Raw genomic sequence first — 18,345 nt, forward strand, 5'->3', positions numbered from 1 at the left:
GATCGCAGTCAGTGGAGACGGCGCAATGAGCATCCCGGCAACCGGATCGGTACTGATCGCCGATGTCCGTCCCTACGGCGAGGGCGACCCGGTCGACGTCCTGGTCGTGGACGGTTCGATCGCGCAGATCGGCGCCGACCTGTCCACACCCGACGCCGCCGACCGGATCGACGGTGGCGGCGCGATCCTGCTCCCGGGTTTTGTCGACCTGCACACCCATCTGCGTGAGCCGGGCCGCGAAGACACCGAGACCATTCGCACGGGCTCGGCCGCCGCCGCGCTCGGCGGCTACACCGCGGTGTTCGCCATGGCCAACACCGACCCAGTCGCCGACAACTCCACGATCACCGACAACGTTTGGCGCACCGGCCGCGACATCGGCCTCGTGGATGTGCATCCGGTGGGGGCGGTCACGGTCGGCCTCGCCGGCAAGCAGCTCGCCGAGATGGGCATGATGGCCGCCGGAGCGGCCGGGGTGCGCATGTTCAGCGACGACGGTAAGTGCGTCGACGACCCGCTGCTGATGCGCCGCGCGTTGGAGTACGCGAAGAGCCTCGATGTCCTGATCGCGCAGCACGCCGAGGAGCCGAGGCTCACCGTGGGCGCGGTCGCGCACGAAGGTCCAACGGCCGCCCGGCTGGGTCTGACGGGATGGCCGCGCGCCGCCGAGGAGTCCATCGTCATCCGCGACGCACTGCTCGCCCGCGATGCCGGGACCCGGGTGCACATCTGCCATGCCTCGACCGAAGGCACTGTCGAACTGCTCCGGTGGGCACGGGAGCAGGGCATCGCGATCAGCGCGGAGGTCACCCCACATCACCTGTTGCTCGACGATTCCCGACTGGCCACGTACGACCCGGTGAACAAGGTGAACCCGCCGGTGCGCGAGACCCGCGACAACGACGCACTCCGCCGCGCCCTGGCCGACGGCGTGATCGACTGTGTGGCCACCGATCACGCGCCGCATGCCGCACAGGAGAAGGCCTGCGAGTTCGCCCAGGCCCGTCCCGGCATGCTGGGTCTGGAGACCGCGCTGCCGATCGTCGTCGACACCATGGTGAACCCCGGTCTGCTCGACTGGCGCGGGGTTGCTCGGGTGATGAGCGAACGCCCGGCGCAGATCGTCGGGCTCGCCGATCAGGGCCGCCCGATCGAGGTCGGAGAGCCCGGATCGCTCACCCTTGTCGATCCGGACCGTTCCTGGGTGGTACGCCCGGACGAACTCGCGAGTCTGTCGCGCAACACGCCGTATGCGGCGATGACCATGCCCGCGACGGTCACCGCGACAGTGTTGCGCGGTGTGGTGACCGCGCGTGACGGCGAGGTCACCCGGTGAGCGGTCTCGAGGTCGTGGTGGTCGTCGTCGTGATCGTGGTGTGGCTCGGCCTGGTGGCCCTGGCCCTGCGCGGCTGGCGCAATCGCGGTCGGCGGCAGGCCGAGGCGATCGGCACACCGCCGCCGGTGCCGGCCGATCTGCCCGCCCCGCTCCGCGGTCCGGACACCGGCCTGTATGTGGGCAGCACCCTCGCGCCGAGTTGGCAGGACCGCGTCGCCGTCGGGGACTTCGGCGACCGTGCGGCCGCATCGATCTCGGCGTACCCGCAGGGAATCCTGGTCGATCGGCAAGGGGCCTCCGAGATCTGGATTCCGCGCGAGTCGATCACCGCCGTCCGCACCGAACGAGGGCTGGCCGGCAAGGTGATGACCGCCGACGGTGTGCTGGTGATCCGGTGGCTGTTGCCCAGCGGGACCGCGGTCGACTCCGGTGTCCGGGCCGACGACAAGACCATCTACCCGGGGTGGGTGAGTGAGTTCGCCGATGCTGCGGGCGCCCCCGATCAGACCGGGTCAGACCAAGCCGAACAGGGGAATGATCAATGAGCACAGCAGTTCTCGTGCTGGAGAACGGACAGGTGTTCCGCGGGCTGCCTTACGGCGCCGTCGGCGAGACCCTGGGTGAGGCGGTGTTCTGCACCGCGATGACGGGCTACCAGGAGACCCTCACCGATCCGAGCTATCACCGGCAGATCGTGGTCGCCACGGCGCCGCAGATCGGCAACACCGGGTGGAACGACGAGGACGGGGAGAGCACCGGCAGCGCCGGCAGCGATTCGGCCACCGGCGATTCCGGCAAGATCTGGGTGGCCGGCTACGTGATCCGCAACCCCACCCGACGGGTGTCGAACTGGCGCGCGACCACCTCCCTGGAGGACGAGCTGCGTCGCCAGCAGGTGGTGGGAATCGCCGGCATCGACACCCGCACCGTCGTGCGCATCCTGCGCGACCACGGGTCGATGCGGGCCGGGGTGTTCTCTGGGCCCGCACTGGCCTCCGACGACGAGCTCGTCGCACGGGTGCGCAATCAACCGCCGATGACCGGTGCCGACCTCGCCGGCGAGGTGACCACCGCGGCGGCATACGAGGTGAGCCCCGCGTCGGCCGACGGCCAGGCTCGGTTCACCGTCGCCGCCATCGATCTGGGGATCAAGACGAACACTCCCCGGATGTTCGCGCAGCGGGGCGTGCGGGTGCACGTCCTGCCGGCGAACTCGGGGATCGATGCGGTCACCGCGCTCAACCCGGACGGGGTGTTCCTGTCCAACGGGCCGGGGGACCCGGCCACCGCGGACACCGCCGTCGAGCTCACCCGAGGCGTCCTGGGGGAGGGCCTGCCGCTGTTCGGCATCTGCTTCGGCAACCAGATCCTCGGACGCGCCCTGGGGCGTAGCACCTACAAGATGAAGTTCGGCCACCGGGGTATCAACATTCCGGTCATCGACCACGCCACGGGCACGGTGTCGATCACCGCACAGAATCACGGGTTCGCCCTCGAAGGTGAGGCCGGCGAGGAATTCGACACCGACTTCGGGCGCGCCCGGGTGAGCCACGTCTGCGCCAACGACGGCACCGTCGAAGGTGTGGAACTCCTGTCCGGACAAGCATTCTCGGTTCAGTACCACCCGGAGGCGGCGGCCGGGCCGCACGACGCCGCCTACCTGTTCGACAAATTCGTCACCCTCCTCGAGGGTGACCGTGCACGAGGAACGAGCGCCTGATGCCACGCCGCGAAGACATCTCCCACGTACTCGTCATCGGCTCCGGACCGATCGTCATCGGTCAGGCGTGCGAGTTCGACTACTCCGGTACCCAGGCCTGCCGCGTGCTCAAGGCCGAGGGGCTGCGGGTCAGTCTGGTGAACTCCAACCCGGCGACCATCATGACCGACCCGGAGTTCGCCGACGCCACCTACATCGAACCGATCACCGCCGAATATGTCGAGAAGGTGATCGAGGCCGAACGCGACGCCGGGCATCCGATCGACGCGGTGCTGGCCACCCTCGGTGGTCAGACCGCGCTGAACACCGCTGTCGCACTGCACGACCGCGGGTCGTTGGCGAAGTACGGCATCGAACTGATCGGCGCCGACTTCGACGCCATCCAGCGCGGCGAGGACCGCCAGATGTTCAAGGACATCGTCGCCCAGGTCGGCGGCGAGAGCGCACGGTCACGCGTCTGTCACACCATGGACGAGGTGTACGCCACGGTCGAGGATCTCGGTTACCCGGTGGTGGTGCGGCCGTCATTCACCATGGGCGGACTCGGCTCCGGTATGGCCTATGACCGCAACGATCTCGAGCGGATCGCCGGCGGCGGCCTCGCGGCCTCACCCACCGCGAATGTCCTCATCGAGGAGTCGATCCTCGGGTGGAAGGAATACGAACTCGAGTTGATGCGCGACAACCGCGACAATGTCGTGGTGGTCTGCTCGATCGAGAACGTGGACCCGGTCGGTGTGCACACCGGTGACTCGGTGACCGTCGCACCGGCGATGACGCTGACCGACCGCGAATACCAGATCATGCGGGACCTCTCGATCGCGATCCTGCGTGAGGTCGGCGTGGACACCGGTGGCTGCAACATCCAGTTCGCGCAGGACCCCCGCGACGGACGGCTGGTCGTCATCGAGATGAACCCACGCGTGTCGCGGTCGTCGGCGCTGGCATCCAAGGCGACCGGTTTCCCGATCGCCAAGATCGCGGCAAAACTCGCCATCGGCTACAGCCTCGACGAGATCGTCAACGACATCACCAAGGAGACCCCGGCCTGCTTCGAGCCGACTCTCGACTATGTCGTGGTCAAGGCGCCGCGGTTCGCCTTCGAGAAGTTCCCCGGCGCCGACGACACGCTCACCACCACGATGAAGTCGGTGGGCGAGGCGATGAGCCTGGGCCGCAGCTTTGCCGAGTCACTCGGCAAGGTGATGCGCTCGTTGGAGACCAAGGCCGCCGGCTTCTGGACCGAGCCCAATCGCCCCGACCCGGCCACCCTGGACCTCGACGCCCTGCTGGAGTCGCTCAAAACACCCAGGGACGGGCGACTCTACGGGCTGATGCTGGCGTTCGAGGCCGGTGCGAGTGTCGAACAGCTGTATGAGGCGACCGCCATCGACCCGTGGTTCCTCGCCGAGATCGGCGGCATCGCCGCACTCGGTGCCGACATCCGTGATGCCGACACCCTCGACGAATCCTTGCTGCGCCAGGCCAAGAGCAACGGCTTCTCGGATCGGCAGATCGCCGCGCTGCGAAGGGATTTCGCCGACGAGTCGGCGGTGCGGAGCCATCGCCTGGGGCTGGGTGTGCATCCGGTCTACAAGACGGTCGACACGTGTGCGGCGGAGTTCGAGGCGAAAACGCCCTATCACTACTCGACCTACGAGCTCGACCCGTCTGCCACAAGTGAGGTTGCACCCCAGCCGGACCGGCCCAAAGTGTTGATCCTCGGTTCGGGTCCCAACCGCATCGGTCAGGGCATCGAGTTCGACTATTCGTGTGTGCATGCCGCGCTGACCCTGTCGGAGGCGGGCTACGAGACGGTCATGGTCAACTGCAATCCGGAGACGGTGTCCACCGACTACGACACCGCCGACCGACTCTACTTCGAGCCGCTGACCTTCGAGGACGTCCTCGAGGTGTATCGGGCCGAGTCCGAATCGGGCACCGTGGCCGGCGTGATCGTCCAACTCGGCGGACAGACGCCGCTGGGACTTGCCCACCGGCTCGCGGCCGCGGGCGTCCCGATCGTCGGCACCAGCCCGGAGGCGATCGACCTCGCCGAGGACCGTGGCGAGTTCGGCAAGGTACTCACCGCCGCCGGCCTGCCCGCACCGGCCTTCGGCACCGCCACCAGCTTCGACGAGGCCCGCGCTACGGCGGCGCGGATCGGCTACCCGGTGTTGGTCCGGCCCTCCTACGTACTCGGCGGGCGCGGCATGGAGATCGTCTACGACGAGAAGTCCCTGGAGGACTACATCTCCCGTGCCACCGAGTTGACCGAGGACCATCCGGTGCTCGTCGACCGCTTCCTCGAGGACGCGGTCGAGATCGACGTCGACGCGTTGTGCGACGGCAACGAGGTCTACATCGGCGGCGTGATGGAACACATCGAGGAGGCGGGCATCCACTCCGGTGACTCGGCGTGTGCGCTGCCGCCGGTGACCCTCGGTCGGTCCGATCTGGCCATGGTCCGGGCCTCCACCGAGGCGCTGGCCAAGGGCATCGGGGTGCGCGGGCTGCTCAACGTGCAGTACGCACTCAAAGACGACATCCTCTATGTGCTCGAGGCCAATCCCCGGGCGAGTCGCACCGTGCCGTTCGTGTCCAAGGCCACTGCCGTGCCGTTGGCCAAGGCATGCGCGCGGGTGATGATGGGGGAGACGATCGCCGAACTCCGCACCCAGCGGGTGCTACCCGCCACCGGCGACGGGGGCGAGGCGCCCGTGCACGCGCCGATCTCGGTCAAAGAGGCGGTGCTGCCGTTCAACCGGTTCCGCCGCCACGACGGCAGCGGGGTCGACTCGCTGCTGAGCCCCGAGATGAAATCGACCGGCGAGGTGATGGGCATCGACGCCGACTTCGGTCAGGCGTTCGCCAAATCGCAGACCGCCGCCTACGGATCGCTGCCCACCGGTGGTGCGATCTTTGTCTCGGTGGCCAACAAGGACAAGCGGGCGCTCATCTTCCCGGTGAAACACCTGGCCGATCTCGGCTTCGACATCCTGGCCACCGAGGGCACCGCAGACGTCCTGCGGCGCAACGGAATCGAGTGCCGAACCGTCCGCAAACACTACGAGGCCGCCGACGATGTGCAGACCATCGTCGACATCATCCGGGCCGGTGAGGTCGCGATGGTGATCAACACCCCTTACGGCAACTCCGGTCCGCGGGTGGACGGCTATGAGATCCGAAGTGCCGCGGTCTCGGTGAACATCCCCTGCATCACCACGGTGCAGGGCGCGAGCGCCGCGGTGCAGGGCATCGAGGCCGCGATCAACGGTCAGATGGGCGTGCAGTCGCTGCAACGACGGCACGCGGTGCTGGTGAACCGATGACCACGTCGGCACCCCACGGCTATGCGTCGCGCCATCGCGCGGCGGTCGAGCAGCGCGGACGGCTGTGCGCCGGGATCGATCCGCACACCGAGCTGCTCGAGCAGTGGGGACTGCCGGTCTCTGCCACCGGGCTCGAGCGATTCGCCGATATCTGTGTGGCCGCGCTCGCGCCGGTGGCTGCGGTCGTCAAACCTCAGGTCGCGTTCTTCGAGGTGTTCGGGGCGGCCGGTTTCACGGTGCTCGAACGAGTGATCCGGGACTGTCGAGAAGCCGGTGCGCTGGTGTTGGCCGACGCCAAGCGTGGCGACATCGGGACCACCATGGCCGCCTACGCCGACGCCTGGCTCGAGGACCGCTCGCCGCTGTGTGCCGACGCCGTGACAGTCTCGCCGTATCTGGGTTTCGGGGCGCTGAGACCCGCCCTGGACGCGGCGAGTGCCGCGCAGCGGTGTGCCTTCGTGCTGGCGCGCACCTCCAATCCGGATGGCGCCGAAATCCAGCTCGCCGACGCAGGCGGCCGCGCAGTGGGGCAGACCGTCGTCGATGCGGCCGCCGCCGAGAACACGGACGGCAGCGGATCGGTAGGGCTCGTCGTCGGCGCCACCAGGGCGCACGGACTAGATCTGTCCGGGCTGCACGGACCGATCCTCGCGCCTGGGCTGGGCGCCCAGGGCGCCACCCCCGGGGACCTGCCGGAGGTCTTCGCCGGCGCCGACACCCGCTGGCTGGTTCCCGCGAGCAGCCGCGGTGTTTTGCGTTCGGGACCCGATGTCGACGCCTTGCGCGACGCGTTCTGTCACACCCGGGACGCGGTGGAGACCGCCCTGGGCTGACAGCCCTGCGGCGAGCCGACATGGTCGCGACTCGATCGATCTCGCCGCGACACGCGCGACCGCGACACCGAAAGCAGGAAATCCGCGATCGTCACTCTCGTCACACAGGTATCACCGCAGGCAGGGGGCCAATTTGCGGTTCGATTGCGGCGACGTGAGCGTTCCTCGTGCCCGTGACGCCCTGACCTGCGGTTTCGAGGCAAAGTGCGTAGTCAGGGGCTTGCCCGGGTGACGTGTCGGCGTCATACGTTAGGTTCGTGGGGCAGTGGCGCTACAGCATGCCGTTCCGACGGTTGCGCAGGGGGTGGCACTCGCAAATGCCTGCTCACGTGGGTACGGTCGCTTTCGCCGCACCATTGCGCGGCGATGGCAGGCCCGCTCATGGCGACCGCCATGGTCGCGTGGGCGACCAACCGCCATCAGGAGCAACACGCGACTGATGACAGTCCAATCGAAGACTAGAAAGACGGAGGAACCCGTGGCCCTTCCGCAGTTGACAGACGAGCAGCGCGCTGCCGCGTTGGAGAAGGCAGCTGCCGCTCGGCGGGCCCGCGCCGAGCTCAAGGAGCGCTTGAAGCGCGGCGGCACCAACCTCGAGCAGGTGCTCAAGGATGCCGAGAACGACGAGATCCTGGGCAAGATGAAGGTCTCGGCGCTGCTGGAGGCACTGCCCAAGGTGGGCAAGGTCAAGGCACAGGAGATCATGACCGAGCTCGAGATCGCCCCGACCCGCCGCCTGCGTGGCCTCGGCGATCGTCAGCGCAAGGCGCTGCTCGAGAAGTTCAGCTCCTGACCGAGTGAACGAGACGAGCGTGATGACGGCACAGGTTCGGCGGTGAGCCGCCCGACACCGGGAGAGCCGCAATCCACGCCCCCGAGGGGCCGACTGGTTGTACTGGTCGGCCCCTCGGCCGTGGGGAAGTCGACCGTGGTCTCCCGGGTACGTCAGCTACTACCGGAACTGTTCTTCAGTGTCTCGGCCACCACCCGGGCACCGCGCCCCGGAGAAACAGCCGGACGTGACTACCATTTCGTCGACCGCGCCGAGTTCGACCGGATGATCGACGACGATGAGCTGCTGGAGTGGGCGGACATCCACGGCGGACTGCAGCGCTCGGGTACGCCGCGCCGGCCGGTCATCGAGGCGATGGAGCGTGGCGTGCCCGTGTTGGTGGAGGTCGACCTCGTCGGGGCGCGCAATGTGTTGCGGCGGATTCCGGAGGCGACCGGTGTGTTCCTGGCGCCGCCGACGTGGGACGACCTGGTTGCCCGGTTGACCGCACGCGGGACCGAATCGGCCGACGCCGTGGCGCGCCGGTTGGAGACCGCGCGGGTCGAGATGGCCGCCCGAAACGAGTTCGATCACGTCCTGGTGAACCACGAAGTCGACCAGGTGGCCTCGGAGTTGGTATCCTTGCTGGTCGGGTCCGACGATTCAACAACTGATCCGTCACGAGTCGATGGGTCGAGCCCGGCGCCGTCGTCCACCCGACAGTCGACGTGAAGACGTTTCCATCGCCGACACCTGTCGAACCCGGCAGGCCGGCGCCACCAGAGCACACAGTGATGCAGGAGTTTGCGTGAGCACCCCCACCAATTTCGACCTGACCGAAGTTGCCGACGCCCCGACCTATGACACCCCGCTGGGCATCACCAACCCGCCCATCGACGAGCTGCTCGAGCGCGCGTCGTCGAAGTACGCACTGGTGATCTACGCGGCCAAGCGTGCCCGGCAGATCAACGACTACTACAACCAGCTCGGCGACGGCATCCTGGAGTACGTCGGTCCGCTGGTCGAGCCAGGCCTGCAGGAGAAGCCGCTGTCGATCGCGATGCGGGAGATCCACTCCGATCTCCTCGAGCACACCGAAGGCGAATAAGAGCCTCGGGCGCGGGGATGGCAACGGCGCACACCAGCACTCCCGGCAATCACCGTCGGGTCCTCATCGGCGTAGGCGGCGGTATCGCCGCCTACAAGGTCTGCTCGGTGCTCCGGCACTTCACCGAGGCCGGTCACGACGTGCGCGTCGTGCCGACCGAATCCGCGCTGAAGTTCGTCGGCGCGGCGACCTTCGAGGCCCTGTCGGGTAACCCGGTCTCCACCGACGTCTTCGACGATGTCGACCAGGTCGCCCATGTCCGCCTCGGGCAGGGCGCCGAATTGGTGATCGTGGCACCCGCCACCGCCGACCTGATGGCCCGCGCCGCGTCGGGGCGTGCCGACGACCTGTTGACGGCCTCACTGCTCACGGTGCGCTGTCCGGTCCTGTTCGTGCCCGCGATGCACACCGAGATGTGGGAGCACCCGGCCACCCAGGCCAATGTCGCCACCCTGCGCGCCCACGGCAACACGGTGATGACACCGGCGTCGGGCCGGCTCACCGGTACCGACAGTGGTCGTGGACGACTGCCCGATCCGCAGGAGATCGCGATGATCGGCGAACTCCTGCTCGACCGTCCCGACGCGTTGCCCTACGACCTCGCCGGGGTGCGGGTGGTGATCAGCGCCGGAGGTACCCGCGAGCCGCTCGACCCGGTGCGCTACCTGGGCAACCACAGTTCGGGTAAGCAGGGTTTCGCGTTGGCGCGTGCCGCAGCCCAACGCGGCGCCACCGTCACCGTCGTCGCGGGGTCGACGGCCGACCCCGGTGATCCTGCCGGTGTCGACATCGTCCGTGTGGCCAGTGCGCAGCAACTGGCCGACGAGATGACCAAACGCGCTGCCGAGGCCGATGTGGTGATCATGGCGGCTGCTGTCGCCGACTTCCGGCCCGTCGCGTTCACCGAGTCGAAGATCAAGAAGACCGATGCGGGACCGGCGCCGATCGAGCTCACCACCAACCCCGACATCCTGCGCGGGCTCGTCACCGACCGATCCGCCGGGCGTATCCCGGCCGAGACGGTCATTGTGGGCTTCGCCGCCGAGACCGGAGACGAAACGGGCGGCGTCCTCGATCACGGGCGCGCCAAGTTGCGTCGCAAGGGCTGCGATCTGTTGGTGGTGAACGCGGTGGGGGAAGGCAAGGCATTCGGCACCGAGGACAACACCGGCTGGCTGCTGTCGGCCACCGGTACCGAAACGGCGCTGCCGTTGGGGTCCAAGACGTTGATGTCGAGCCGAATCCTCGACGAGGTACGGGCATTGCTGCCCGAAGGAGATGGTGTGGCCTGACGGCACGGCCGTCGGAGCCGATGTGTAGGTTGGAACGCGTTCACAGCCGGGCGATTCCCGGGCTGCGAGAATGCTCGGCAGAAGAGACAATCGACGGCACCCGTCGTCGGCACACGCGCCCGAGACGGGGCCCGGAAAGAGCCTGAGAGGATCAGATGACCACCTCTGCGTCACGCCTGTTCACCAGCGAATCCGTCACCGAGGGGCATCCCGACAAGATCTGTGACGCAATCAGTGACTCGATCCTCGACGCGATGCTGGCCAAGGATCCGACCGCGCGGGTGGCGGTGGAGACCTTGGTCACCACCGGGCAGGTTCATGTCGCCGGTGAGGTCACCACGAGTGCCTATGTCGACATCCCCGACATCGTGCGCAGCAAGATCCTCGAGATCGGCTACGACTCGTCGACCAAGGGTTTCGATGGCGCCTCCTGCGGTGTGAACGTCGCCATTGGTGCCCAGTCGCCGGATATCGCCGGTGGTGTGTTCACCTCCCACGAAAGCCGCAGCGGTATCTCCGAGGACGAGATCGACAGCCAGGGAGCCGGCGACCAGGGCCTGATGTTCGGCTATGCGACCGACGAGACGCCCGAGTACATGCCGGTGCCCATCGCGCTGGCGCACCGACTCTCGCGCCGACTCACCGAGGTCCGTAAATCCGGCGTGCTCCCATACCTGCGGCCCGACGGCAAGACCCAGGTCACCATCGAGTACGACAAGGACAAGCCGGTACGGCTCGACACCGTCGTCCTGTCCACCCAGCACGCGGCCGACATCGATCTGGACAACATGTTGACCCCCGACATCCGCAGCAAGGTCGTCGACACGGTCCTCGCCGAGTTGGCGTTGCCGACTCTGGACACCTCCGAGGTGCGGCTGCTGGTGAATCCGACGGGCAAGTTCGTGCTCGGCGGGCCCATGGGTGATGCCGGCCTCACCGGCCGCAAGATCATCGTCGACACCTATGGCGGCATGGCCCGCCACGGTGGCGGGGCCTTCTCCGGCAAGGACCCGTCGAAGGTCGACCGCAGCGCCGCCTATGCGATGCGGTGGGTGGCCAAGAACGCGGTCGCCGCCGGTCTGGCCGGGCGGATCGAGGTTCAGGTCGCCTACGCGATCGGCAAGGCCGCGCCCGTCGGCCTGTTCGTGGAGACCTTCGGCACCGAGCGCGTCGATCCGACCGTGATCGAGAAGGTCATCTCCGAGGAGTTCGATCTGCGTCCGCTCGCGATCATCCGCGACCTGGATCTGCTGCGGCCGATCTACGCGCCGACCGCGGCCTACGGCCACTTCGGACGGACCGACGTCGATCTGCCGTGGGAGCGCACGGACCGCGCCGAGAAGCTCCGCGCTGCGGCCGGACTCTGAGCTGCCGCATCGTCTGAGCACTGTGTCCGCCCGCGGCGGGTCGCGGGTGCCCGCAACGCGCAAGCCGATCGGCAAAGTGCTGCCGATGCTCGGACTGGCGCACCTCGACCGTGAGTTCGACTACCTCATCGATGAACAGCAGGATGAGGTCGCGACTCCGGGAGTGCGTGTGCGCGTGCGATTCTCGGGCAGACTGATCGACGGCTTCCTGCTCGACCGGGTCGACGAGACCGACCACACCGGTCGGCTCGGCTGGCTGGAGCGGGTCGTGTCGGGCGAACCGGTTCTAGATCCGGCACTGATCGGAGTCTGTCGGGCGGTGGCCGACCGGTATGCGGGAACACTGTCGGATGTGCTGCGCCTGGCCGTACCGCCGCGGCACGCCCGGACCGAGAAAGAAGACCCACCGAATGCGGCGAGTGCAGTCGCGGCGGTGCCGGACCTGACGGCATGGCAGGCATACCCCGCCGCCCCGTCCTTCATCGACCTGCTGCCGGCCGGCCATCCTCGCGCGGTCTGGCAGGCCACCGCCGGTGAGGACTGGCCGACGCGGTTGGCCGAGTTGGCCGCGGTGACCGCGGCGGCGGGCCGCGGAGCAATCATCGTCGTGCCCGATCAGCGGGATCTCGATCGGCTCGAACGGGTCTGTGCACCGCTGTTCGGCGACCGGTGCGTGACACTGGCCGCCGGACTCGGGCCCACCGCGCGGTACCGGCGTTGGCTCGCGGTCCGGCGCGGGACGGCCGACGTGGTGCTCGGTACCCGCAGCGCGATCTTCGCGCCGGTACACGATCTCGGCCTGCTCGTGGTGTGGGACGACGGCGATGACAGTCTCAACGAGCCGCGCGCGCCCTATCCGCATCCGCGGGAGGTCGCGGTCATCCGTTCCCATCAGCAGCGCAGCGCGTTGGTTGTCGGGGGACTGGCCCGCACGACCGAAGCCCATGCGCTGGTGGCCGCCGGCTGGGCGCACGATCTTCTCGCCGACCGCACCACCGTCCGTGCGCGGACCGCGCGCGTGCTGGCATTGAGCGCCGAGGACCGTCGGGTCGCCGGCGATCCATTGGCTCGGTCGGCCCGGATCCCGGGTATCGCCTTCGATGCGGCTCGGCGGGCCGTCGCCGCCGACCGGCCGGTGTTGTTCAGCGTGCCGCGCCGCGGATACGTGCCGTCGCTGGCGTGTGCGCGGTGTCGGGCGCACGCGCGTTGTCGCGCCTGCCACGGGCCCCTGCAACTCGACGTAGGCGATCAGATCTCGTGTCGCTGGTGTGGGCGCGCCGAACGGGCGTTTCGCTGCGCGGAGTGCGGCGGTTCGCAGGTGCGGGCGCTGACCACCGGAGCGGGACGGACCGCAGAGGAACTCGGTCGTGCCTTTGCCGGCGTGCCGATCACCACCTCGGGTGGAGCGAACATCGCCGCGACGGTGCCCGACGGCGCCCGCATCGTGGTCGCGACGCCGGGCGCCGAGCCGATCGCCGACGGCGGGTACGGCGCGGCGATTCTGCTCGACACCTGGGCGCAACTCGACCGAGCGGACCTGCGCGCCGCCGAGGACGCGGTCCGGCACTGGATGGCGGTCGGGTCGATGGTCCGACCACACACCGACGGTGGCAGCCTCGTCATCGTCGCCGATGCGGGCCTGGCGCCGGTGCAAGCGGTGATTCGTTGGGACCCGGTGGGTTTCGCCGACGAAGAACTGAATCAACGAGGCGAGCTGGGCTTCCCGCCCGCAGTGACCATGGCGTCGGTCGATGGGGCTCGGGACACGGTGTCGGCGTTCGTCGACGCCATGGTGCTGCCGCCGACCGGTGAACTCCTCGGTCCGGTTCCGCTGCCCGTCGGCGTTCGTCCGCCGGCCGGATCGGGCGACGCGTTCGACGGAGCCGTGGAACGCATCCTGGTGCGGGTGCCGCGACGCGACGGCCGGCAGTTGAGTGCGGCGTTGACCGCCGCGCAGGTCCACCGCAACGCCCAGCACGAGACCGGACCGATCCGCGTCCAGGTCGATCCGCCTACGATCGGATGAGCGCGGACATCGTCGTGGTCCGAGACGAATCCGAGGCCATCCGCCGCAGAGGTGACCTCGATGCAGGTCGCGAACGCCGTGAAAGGGTCATATGAGGGTCGTATTCGCCGGAACTCCGGACGTCGCGGTGCCGTCGCTGCGCCTGCTGATCGAGTCCCCGCAGCACGAGGTGGTCGGGGTGATCTCACGCCCCGACGCAGCCGCCGGGCGGGGCCGCAAGGAGGTCCGGTCGCCGATCGCGGCACTCGCCGATGAGTACGGCATCGACGTGATCACCCCGCGCCGACTCAGCGACGCCGGCGTGCTGGATCGGCTGCGCTCGTGGCGTCCGGATTGCGGTGCGGTGGTCGCCTACGGCGGCTTGGTACCGCCCGGCCTGCTGACGCTGCCGACCCACGGATGGATCAATCTGCACTTCTCGGTGCTGCCGTCGTGGCGCGGGGCCGCACCGGTGCAACACGCCATCGCCGCAGGCGACGAGGTCACCGGTGCCACGACGTTCGAGCTCGAGGAAGGACTCGACACCGGACCTGTCTACGGCATCATCACCGAGGCCATCGGGTCCGCCGACACCAGTGGTGATCTGCTCGAACGACTGGCCGGGGCCGGATCCCACCTGCTGGTGTCCACCCTCGACGGCATCGAGGACGGCTCGCTGACCCCGGTTGCGCAGTCCTCAACAGGTGTCAGCCACGCACCGAAGGTCGGCGTCGACGACGCACGCATTCGCTGGGACCTGCCCGCACACATCATTGACCGGCGTATCCGGGCACACACCCCCGCGCCCGGCGCCTGGACGACGCTGGACGGAGCGCGGATCAAGGTCGGGCCGGTCGAGATCCTCGACGCAGGTGGCGACACGGCTCCGACACCGGGTGCCGCGGGGTCGCTGCGGGTCGCGAAGAAGTGGGTCGATGTCGCGACGGCGACGGGACCGGTGCGGTTGTCGTGGGTACAGCCTCCGGGGAAGAAGGCGATGCCGGCGGCCGACTGGGCGCGTGGCGCGCGGCTGACCGACGGGACGGTACTGGCATGAGCGACCGGCACAGACGGCCCGACAGTGCGCGCCCGGGTCGTGCGCGACCCGCCGAAGCCGGGCGAATGAAGAAGGCGGCGCTGCGGGACAAGGCGGTCGACCCGGCCCGGGAAGCCGCCCGGGACACCCTGCGCGCAGTGCGGGAGCGCGACGCCTACGCCAACCTGGTGCTGCCGAGGATGCTGACCGACCGCGGGATCACCGGTCGTGACGCCGCGCTGGCCACCGAACTCGCCTACGGGGCCGCGCGAGCGCAGGGGTTGCTCGACGCGGTCATCGCCGCGGCGGCGAACCGCCCGGTCGGCGAGATCGACGGGGCCGTCCTCGATGTGCTGCGCCTGGGCACATATCAGCTGCTGCGCACCCGGATCGGCTCCCATGCGGCGGTGTCGACGTCGGTGGACCTCGTCCGGTCCGAGATGGGTATGGGGCCGTCGGGTTTCGTCAACGCCGTGCTGCGCAAGGTGTCGCAGCGCGACGAGGATCTCTGGATCGACGAACTCGCACCGTCGATGGCCGACGACCTCGTCGGCAACCTCGCCTTCCGGTACGCCCATCCGCGCTGGATCGCCGAGGTGTTCGCCGAGGCGCTCGGCGGGTCCGCGGGAGCGCTGCAGGCCGCGCTGGCCGCCGACGACGAACGGCCACCTGTACACCTGGTGGCCCGACCGGGACTGATCACCGCCGAAGAACTGGCGCTCGTCAGCGGCGGCGACGTCGGCCGGTACTCGCCATACTGCGTCTACCTGCCCGGCGGCGACCCGGGGGAGCTGGACGCGATTCGCGACGGCTACGCCGGTGTGCAGGACGAGGGGAGCCAACTGGTGGGACGGGCGCTGACCGTCGCCGAGGTGGCCGACGACGCGGGCCGTTGGCTGGACATGTGCGCCGGCCCCGGCGGGAAGGCCGCGCTGGTCGCGGCCATCGCGGACATCGACGGTGCCCACCTCGACGCGGTGGAGGTCTCCGAGCACCGGGCCGAACTCATCCGCAAGGTGGTGCGTGACCTGCCCGTTGACGTCCGTGTCGCCGATGCGCGAGAGAGCGGGTTGACTCCCGGATTCGACCGGATTCTGCTCGACGCGCCGTGCAGTGGCCTCGGATCGCTACGGCGGCGACCCGAGTCGCGGTGGCGCCGTGGCCCGGCGGACATCCCCGGGCTGGTCACGCTGCAGCGCGAGTTGCTCACCGAGGCCGTGCGGCTGCTCCGTCCGGGTGGTGTCGTCGTGTACTCCACCTGCTCGCCGCACCCGGCGGAGACCGTCGGTGTGGTCGCCGACGTCCTCGCTGCGCAGCCCGAGGTCGAGCAGATTGACGCCCGGACGCTGGTACCCGCCGACCATCTCGGCGACGGCCCCCACGTCCAACTGTGGCCGCACATCCACGGCACCGATGCGATGTTCCTGGCCGTCCTGCGGCGCTGACGATCGTCGTCGTCCGAGCTCGCCCTACAATCTGTGCTCATGTGTGCCACCGGTGCCCCGATGATCGCCCCGTCCATCCTCTCCGCCGACTTCGCCAACCTGGCCGCCGAGGCGCAGGCCGTCGGCGGGCCGGGCGCCGACCGTGCCGACTGGTTGCACGTCGACGTGATGGATGCCCACTTCGTGCCCAATCTCACCCTGGGGCTGCCAGTGGTGGAGAGCCTGCTCAAGGCCACCGACATCCCGCTCGACTGTCACCTGATGATCGAGAATCCGCAGCGGTGGGCGCCGCCGTACGCCGAGGCCGGCGCCCACAATGTGACGTTCCACGCCGAGGCCACCGACGACCCGCTCGCGGTTGCCCGGGATATCCGCGCCGCCGGCGCCAAAGCGGGGCTGAGCATCAAACCCGGCACACCACTCGAGCCGTACCTGGAGATCATCCGCGACTTCGACACCCTGCTCATCATGAGCGTCGAACCGGGCTTCGGTGGGCAGAAGTTCATGCCCGAGGTGCTCGCCAAGGCGCGGGCGATCCGCAAGGTCATCGACACCGAGGACCTGTGCCTGCTCGTCGAGATCGACGGCGGGATCAACGCCGACACCATCGAACAGGCCGCGGAGGCGGGCATCGACTGCTTCGTCGCCGGATCAGCGGTCTACGGCGCCGACGACCCGGGGGCGGCCGTAGCCGCGCTGCGCGACCAGGCGCTCGCCGCGCGCACGACGCGCGCCTGACGACGTGGTGGCGAATCGTCGGCCGACAGACTTCGACATCGCTCGCGCGATGCGAATGGCGATCGACGAATCGGCGGCCGCGCAAGGTGTCAGCTCGCCGAACCCGCCTGTCGGTGCGGTCATCCTGGACCGCGACGGCACCGTCGTCGGACGCGGGCACACCCAACCGCCCGGCGGTCCGCACGCAGAGGTGATGGCGCTGCGAGCGGCGGGCGCCGCGGCAAAAGGTGCCACCGCCGTGGTCACCTTGGAACCTTGTGATCACACCGGACGTACCGGACCCTGCACGGCAGCCTTGATCGATGCGGGTGTGGTCGCCGTGCATTTCGCGGCCGAGGATCCCAACCCGGCGGCAGCCGGGGGTGCCGCGACCTTGCGGGCGGCGGGACTGACCGTGGCGGCGGGCGTCGAGCGTGCTGCCGCGGAGTCGGGGCCGTTGCGGCCGTGGCTGTTTCGTCACCGCCACGGCAGGCCGCTGGTCACCGTCAAGCTCGCCTCCACCATCGACGGCAGGATCGCGGCGCCCGACCAGACGAGTCGCTGGATCACCGGCGAGCAGAGTCGACGGCGTGTGCACGCACAGCGAGCACGGCTCGACGCCATCGTCGTCGGTACCGGAACAGTGCTCGCCGACGACCCGGCGCTGACCGCCCGCACCGACGACGGGGCGTTGCTCCCGCATCAGCCCAGTCGAGCTGTGATGGGCCGGCGCGCGATCCCGGTCGGTGCGCGGGTCGCCGACGGTATCGCGCCCCTGCATCACATCCGCAGCCACGACCCGGCGGCCGTGCTCGACGCGCTCGACGAAGCGCTGTGGGTGCTGGTGGAGGGCGGTCCGTCGATCATCGGTGCTTTTCTCGCCGCGGGACTCGTCGACGAGATCGATGCCTATCTCGCACCCATGGTGCTCGGCGGGGGCGCCGCGTCGGTGGAGATCCCGGGGATCACCACCCTGACCGATGCGCACCGGTTCTCACTCGCCGCGGTCGACACCCTCGGCGATGACGTGCTCGTGAGGCTGACCCGCACGGATGACGCGGTCTGACCGTCGCCGGCGTCAGCCGACGGGTCCGCGCTCTCATGCCGCACAGGGACGCCGCGTGCCGTCGCGGGTCAGTGCGTGCTAATTTCGATGTCAGAGTTCTCGGGGCGGGGTGGAATTCCCCACCGGCGGTGATGGCGTACTCATACCTCGTGAGGATGCCGAGCCCGCGAGCGCCTGCCCTCCGGCAGGGACAGCAGATCCGGTGTGAATCCGGAGCCGACGGTCATAGTCCGGATGTGAGAGAACCGGGCCGGCCAGTGCCTGCCCTCCTTCTCACATCGCCGTATGCACCGAGCGAGTTGTGAGGAGTACACAC

The 18,345-nt window shown here is 69.0% G+C and carries 15 protein-coding genes and 1 riboswitch; all 15 genes read left to right on the top strand.

Annotated elements, in window-relative coordinates; all coding sequences use genetic code 11:
• Positions 1-25: 25 nt before the first annotated feature.
• The 15 genes from ACIGKQ_RS15110 (at position 26) to ribD (ending at position 18,029) form a co-directional block, all read left to right on the top strand.
• The gene (locus ACIGKQ_RS15110; protein ID WP_235722077.1) at positions 26-1,336 is read left to right on the top strand and encodes a dihydroorotase; all 1,311 of its coding nucleotides are present in this window, start codon (positions 26-28) and stop codon (positions 1,334-1,336) included.
• Positions 1,333-1,881, top strand: coding sequence for a transporter (locus ACIGKQ_RS15115; RefSeq protein WP_235722076.1), 549 nt, complete (start codon positions 1,333-1,335; stop codon positions 1,879-1,881). The genes ACIGKQ_RS15110 and ACIGKQ_RS15115 overlap by 4 nt, the downstream gene beginning before the upstream one ends.
• Complete coding sequence (carA, locus tag ACIGKQ_RS15120; protein ID WP_235722075.1) at positions 1,878-3,056, top strand: glutamine-hydrolyzing carbamoyl-phosphate synthase small subunit; 1,179 nt, start codon at positions 1,878-1,880, stop codon at positions 3,054-3,056. Before ACIGKQ_RS15115 ends, carA begins: the two co-directional genes overlap by 4 nt.
• On the top strand, positions 3,056-6,388 hold the full coding sequence (gene carB / locus ACIGKQ_RS15125; RefSeq protein ID WP_396574316.1) for a carbamoyl-phosphate synthase large subunit: 3,333 nt from the start codon (positions 3,056-3,058) through the stop codon (positions 6,386-6,388). Before carA ends, carB begins: the two co-directional genes overlap by 1 nt.
• Positions 6,385-7,221 carry an orotidine-5'-phosphate decarboxylase gene (gene pyrF / locus ACIGKQ_RS15130; RefSeq protein ID WP_266062181.1) on the top strand — a complete coding sequence of 279 codons (837 nt, stop codon included), beginning with the start codon at positions 6,385-6,387 and terminating at the stop codon, positions 7,219-7,221. Before carB ends, pyrF begins: the two co-directional genes overlap by 4 nt.
• Positions 7,222-7,699: 478 nt before the next feature.
• Positions 7,700-8,014 carry an integration host factor, actinobacterial type gene (gene mihF, locus ACIGKQ_RS15135; protein WP_160902413.1) on the top strand — a complete coding sequence of 105 codons (315 nt, stop codon included), beginning with the start codon at positions 7,700-7,702 and terminating at the stop codon, positions 8,012-8,014.
• Positions 8,015-8,056: 42 nt separating this feature from the next.
• The gene (gene gmk, locus ACIGKQ_RS15140; RefSeq protein ID WP_396574319.1) at positions 8,057-8,725 is read left to right on the top strand and encodes a guanylate kinase; all 669 of its coding nucleotides are present in this window, start codon (positions 8,057-8,059) and stop codon (positions 8,723-8,725) included.
• 76 nt (positions 8,726-8,801) lie between these two features.
• A complete protein-coding gene (gene rpoZ, locus ACIGKQ_RS15145) occupies positions 8,802-9,101 on the top strand; it encodes a DNA-directed RNA polymerase subunit omega (protein WP_235722071.1) in 300 nt (99 codons plus the stop codon).
• Between the two features lie 17 nt (positions 9,102-9,118).
• Complete coding sequence (gene coaBC, locus ACIGKQ_RS15150) at positions 9,119-10,393, top strand: bifunctional phosphopantothenoylcysteine decarboxylase/phosphopantothenate--cysteine ligase CoaBC (protein ID WP_396574320.1); 1,275 nt, start codon at positions 9,119-9,121, stop codon at positions 10,391-10,393.
• A 155-nt stretch (positions 10,394-10,548) separates the two neighbouring features.
• On the top strand, positions 10,549-11,760 hold the full coding sequence (gene metK / locus ACIGKQ_RS15155) for a methionine adenosyltransferase (RefSeq protein WP_235722069.1): 1,212 nt from the start codon (positions 10,549-10,551) through the stop codon (positions 11,758-11,760).
• A gap of 67 nt (positions 11,761-11,827) precedes the next feature.
• The gene (locus ACIGKQ_RS15160; RefSeq protein ID WP_396574362.1) at positions 11,828-13,786 is read left to right on the top strand and encodes a primosomal protein N'; all 1,959 of its coding nucleotides are present in this window, start codon (positions 11,828-11,830) and stop codon (positions 13,784-13,786) included.
• A 91-nt stretch (positions 13,787-13,877) separates the two neighbouring features.
• Positions 13,878-14,822: a methionyl-tRNA formyltransferase gene (fmt, locus tag ACIGKQ_RS15165; RefSeq protein ID WP_396574323.1), complete on the top strand. Its 945-nt coding sequence runs from the start codon at positions 13,878-13,880 to the stop codon at positions 14,820-14,822.
• A 65-nt stretch (positions 14,823-14,887) separates the two neighbouring features.
• Complete coding sequence (locus tag ACIGKQ_RS15170; RefSeq protein WP_396574363.1) at positions 14,888-16,246, top strand: RsmB/NOP family class I SAM-dependent RNA methyltransferase; 1,359 nt, start codon at positions 14,888-14,890, stop codon at positions 16,244-16,246.
• Positions 16,247-16,285: 39 nt separating this feature from the next.
• Positions 16,286-16,984 (top strand): ribulose-phosphate 3-epimerase, encoded by a 699-nt coding sequence (gene rpe, locus ACIGKQ_RS15175; RefSeq protein WP_396574324.1) that lies wholly within the window; start codon positions 16,286-16,288, stop codon positions 16,982-16,984.
• 49 nt (positions 16,985-17,033) lie between these two features.
• A complete protein-coding gene (gene ribD / locus ACIGKQ_RS15180; protein ID WP_328713391.1) occupies positions 17,034-18,029 on the top strand; it encodes a bifunctional diaminohydroxyphosphoribosylaminopyrimidine deaminase/5-amino-6-(5-phosphoribosylamino)uracil reductase RibD in 996 nt (331 codons plus the stop codon).
• Positions 18,030-18,120: 91 nt separating this feature from the next.
• A riboswitch (FMN riboswitch) is annotated at positions 18,121-18,279 on the top strand.
• Positions 18,280-18,345 lie beyond the last annotated feature (66 nt).

This window comes from Gordonia sp. NPDC062954 (assembly GCF_044543825.1).
Lineage (GTDB): Bacteria > Actinomycetota > Actinomycetes > Mycobacteriales > Mycobacteriaceae > Gordonia > Gordonia tangerina.

Bases quoted from the DNA above. Each gene is read 5' to 3' on its own strand.
- ACIGKQ_RS15170 (WP_396574363.1), top strand. From the start codon at position 14,888: ATGAAGAAGGCGGCGCTGCGGGACAAGGCGGTCGACCCGGCCCGGGAA.
- metK (WP_235722069.1), top strand. From the start codon at position 10,549: ATGACCACCTCTGCGTCACGCCTGTTCACCAGCGAATCCGTCACCGAG.
- carA (WP_235722075.1), top strand. From the start codon at position 1,878: ATGAGCACAGCAGTTCTCGTGCTGGAGAACGGACAGGTGTTCCGCGGG.
- rpe (WP_396574324.1), top strand. From the start codon at position 16,286: ATGTGTGCCACCGGTGCCCCGATGATCGCCCCGTCCATCCTCTCCGCC.
- ribD (WP_328713391.1), top strand. From the start codon at position 17,034: ATGCGAATGGCGATCGACGAATCGGCGGCCGCGCAAGGTGTCAGCTCG.
- ACIGKQ_RS15110 (WP_235722077.1), top strand. From the start codon at position 26: ATGAGCATCCCGGCAACCGGATCGGTACTGATCGCCGATGTCCGTCCC.
- pyrF (WP_266062181.1), top strand. From the start codon at position 6,385: ATGACCACGTCGGCACCCCACGGCTATGCGTCGCGCCATCGCGCGGCG.
- carB (WP_396574316.1), top strand. From the start codon at position 3,056: ATGCCACGCCGCGAAGACATCTCCCACGTACTCGTCATCGGCTCCGGA.
- coaBC (WP_396574320.1), top strand. From the start codon at position 9,119: ATGGCAACGGCGCACACCAGCACTCCCGGCAATCACCGTCGGGTCCTC.
- fmt (WP_396574323.1), top strand. From the start codon at position 13,878: ATGAGGGTCGTATTCGCCGGAACTCCGGACGTCGCGGTGCCGTCGCTG.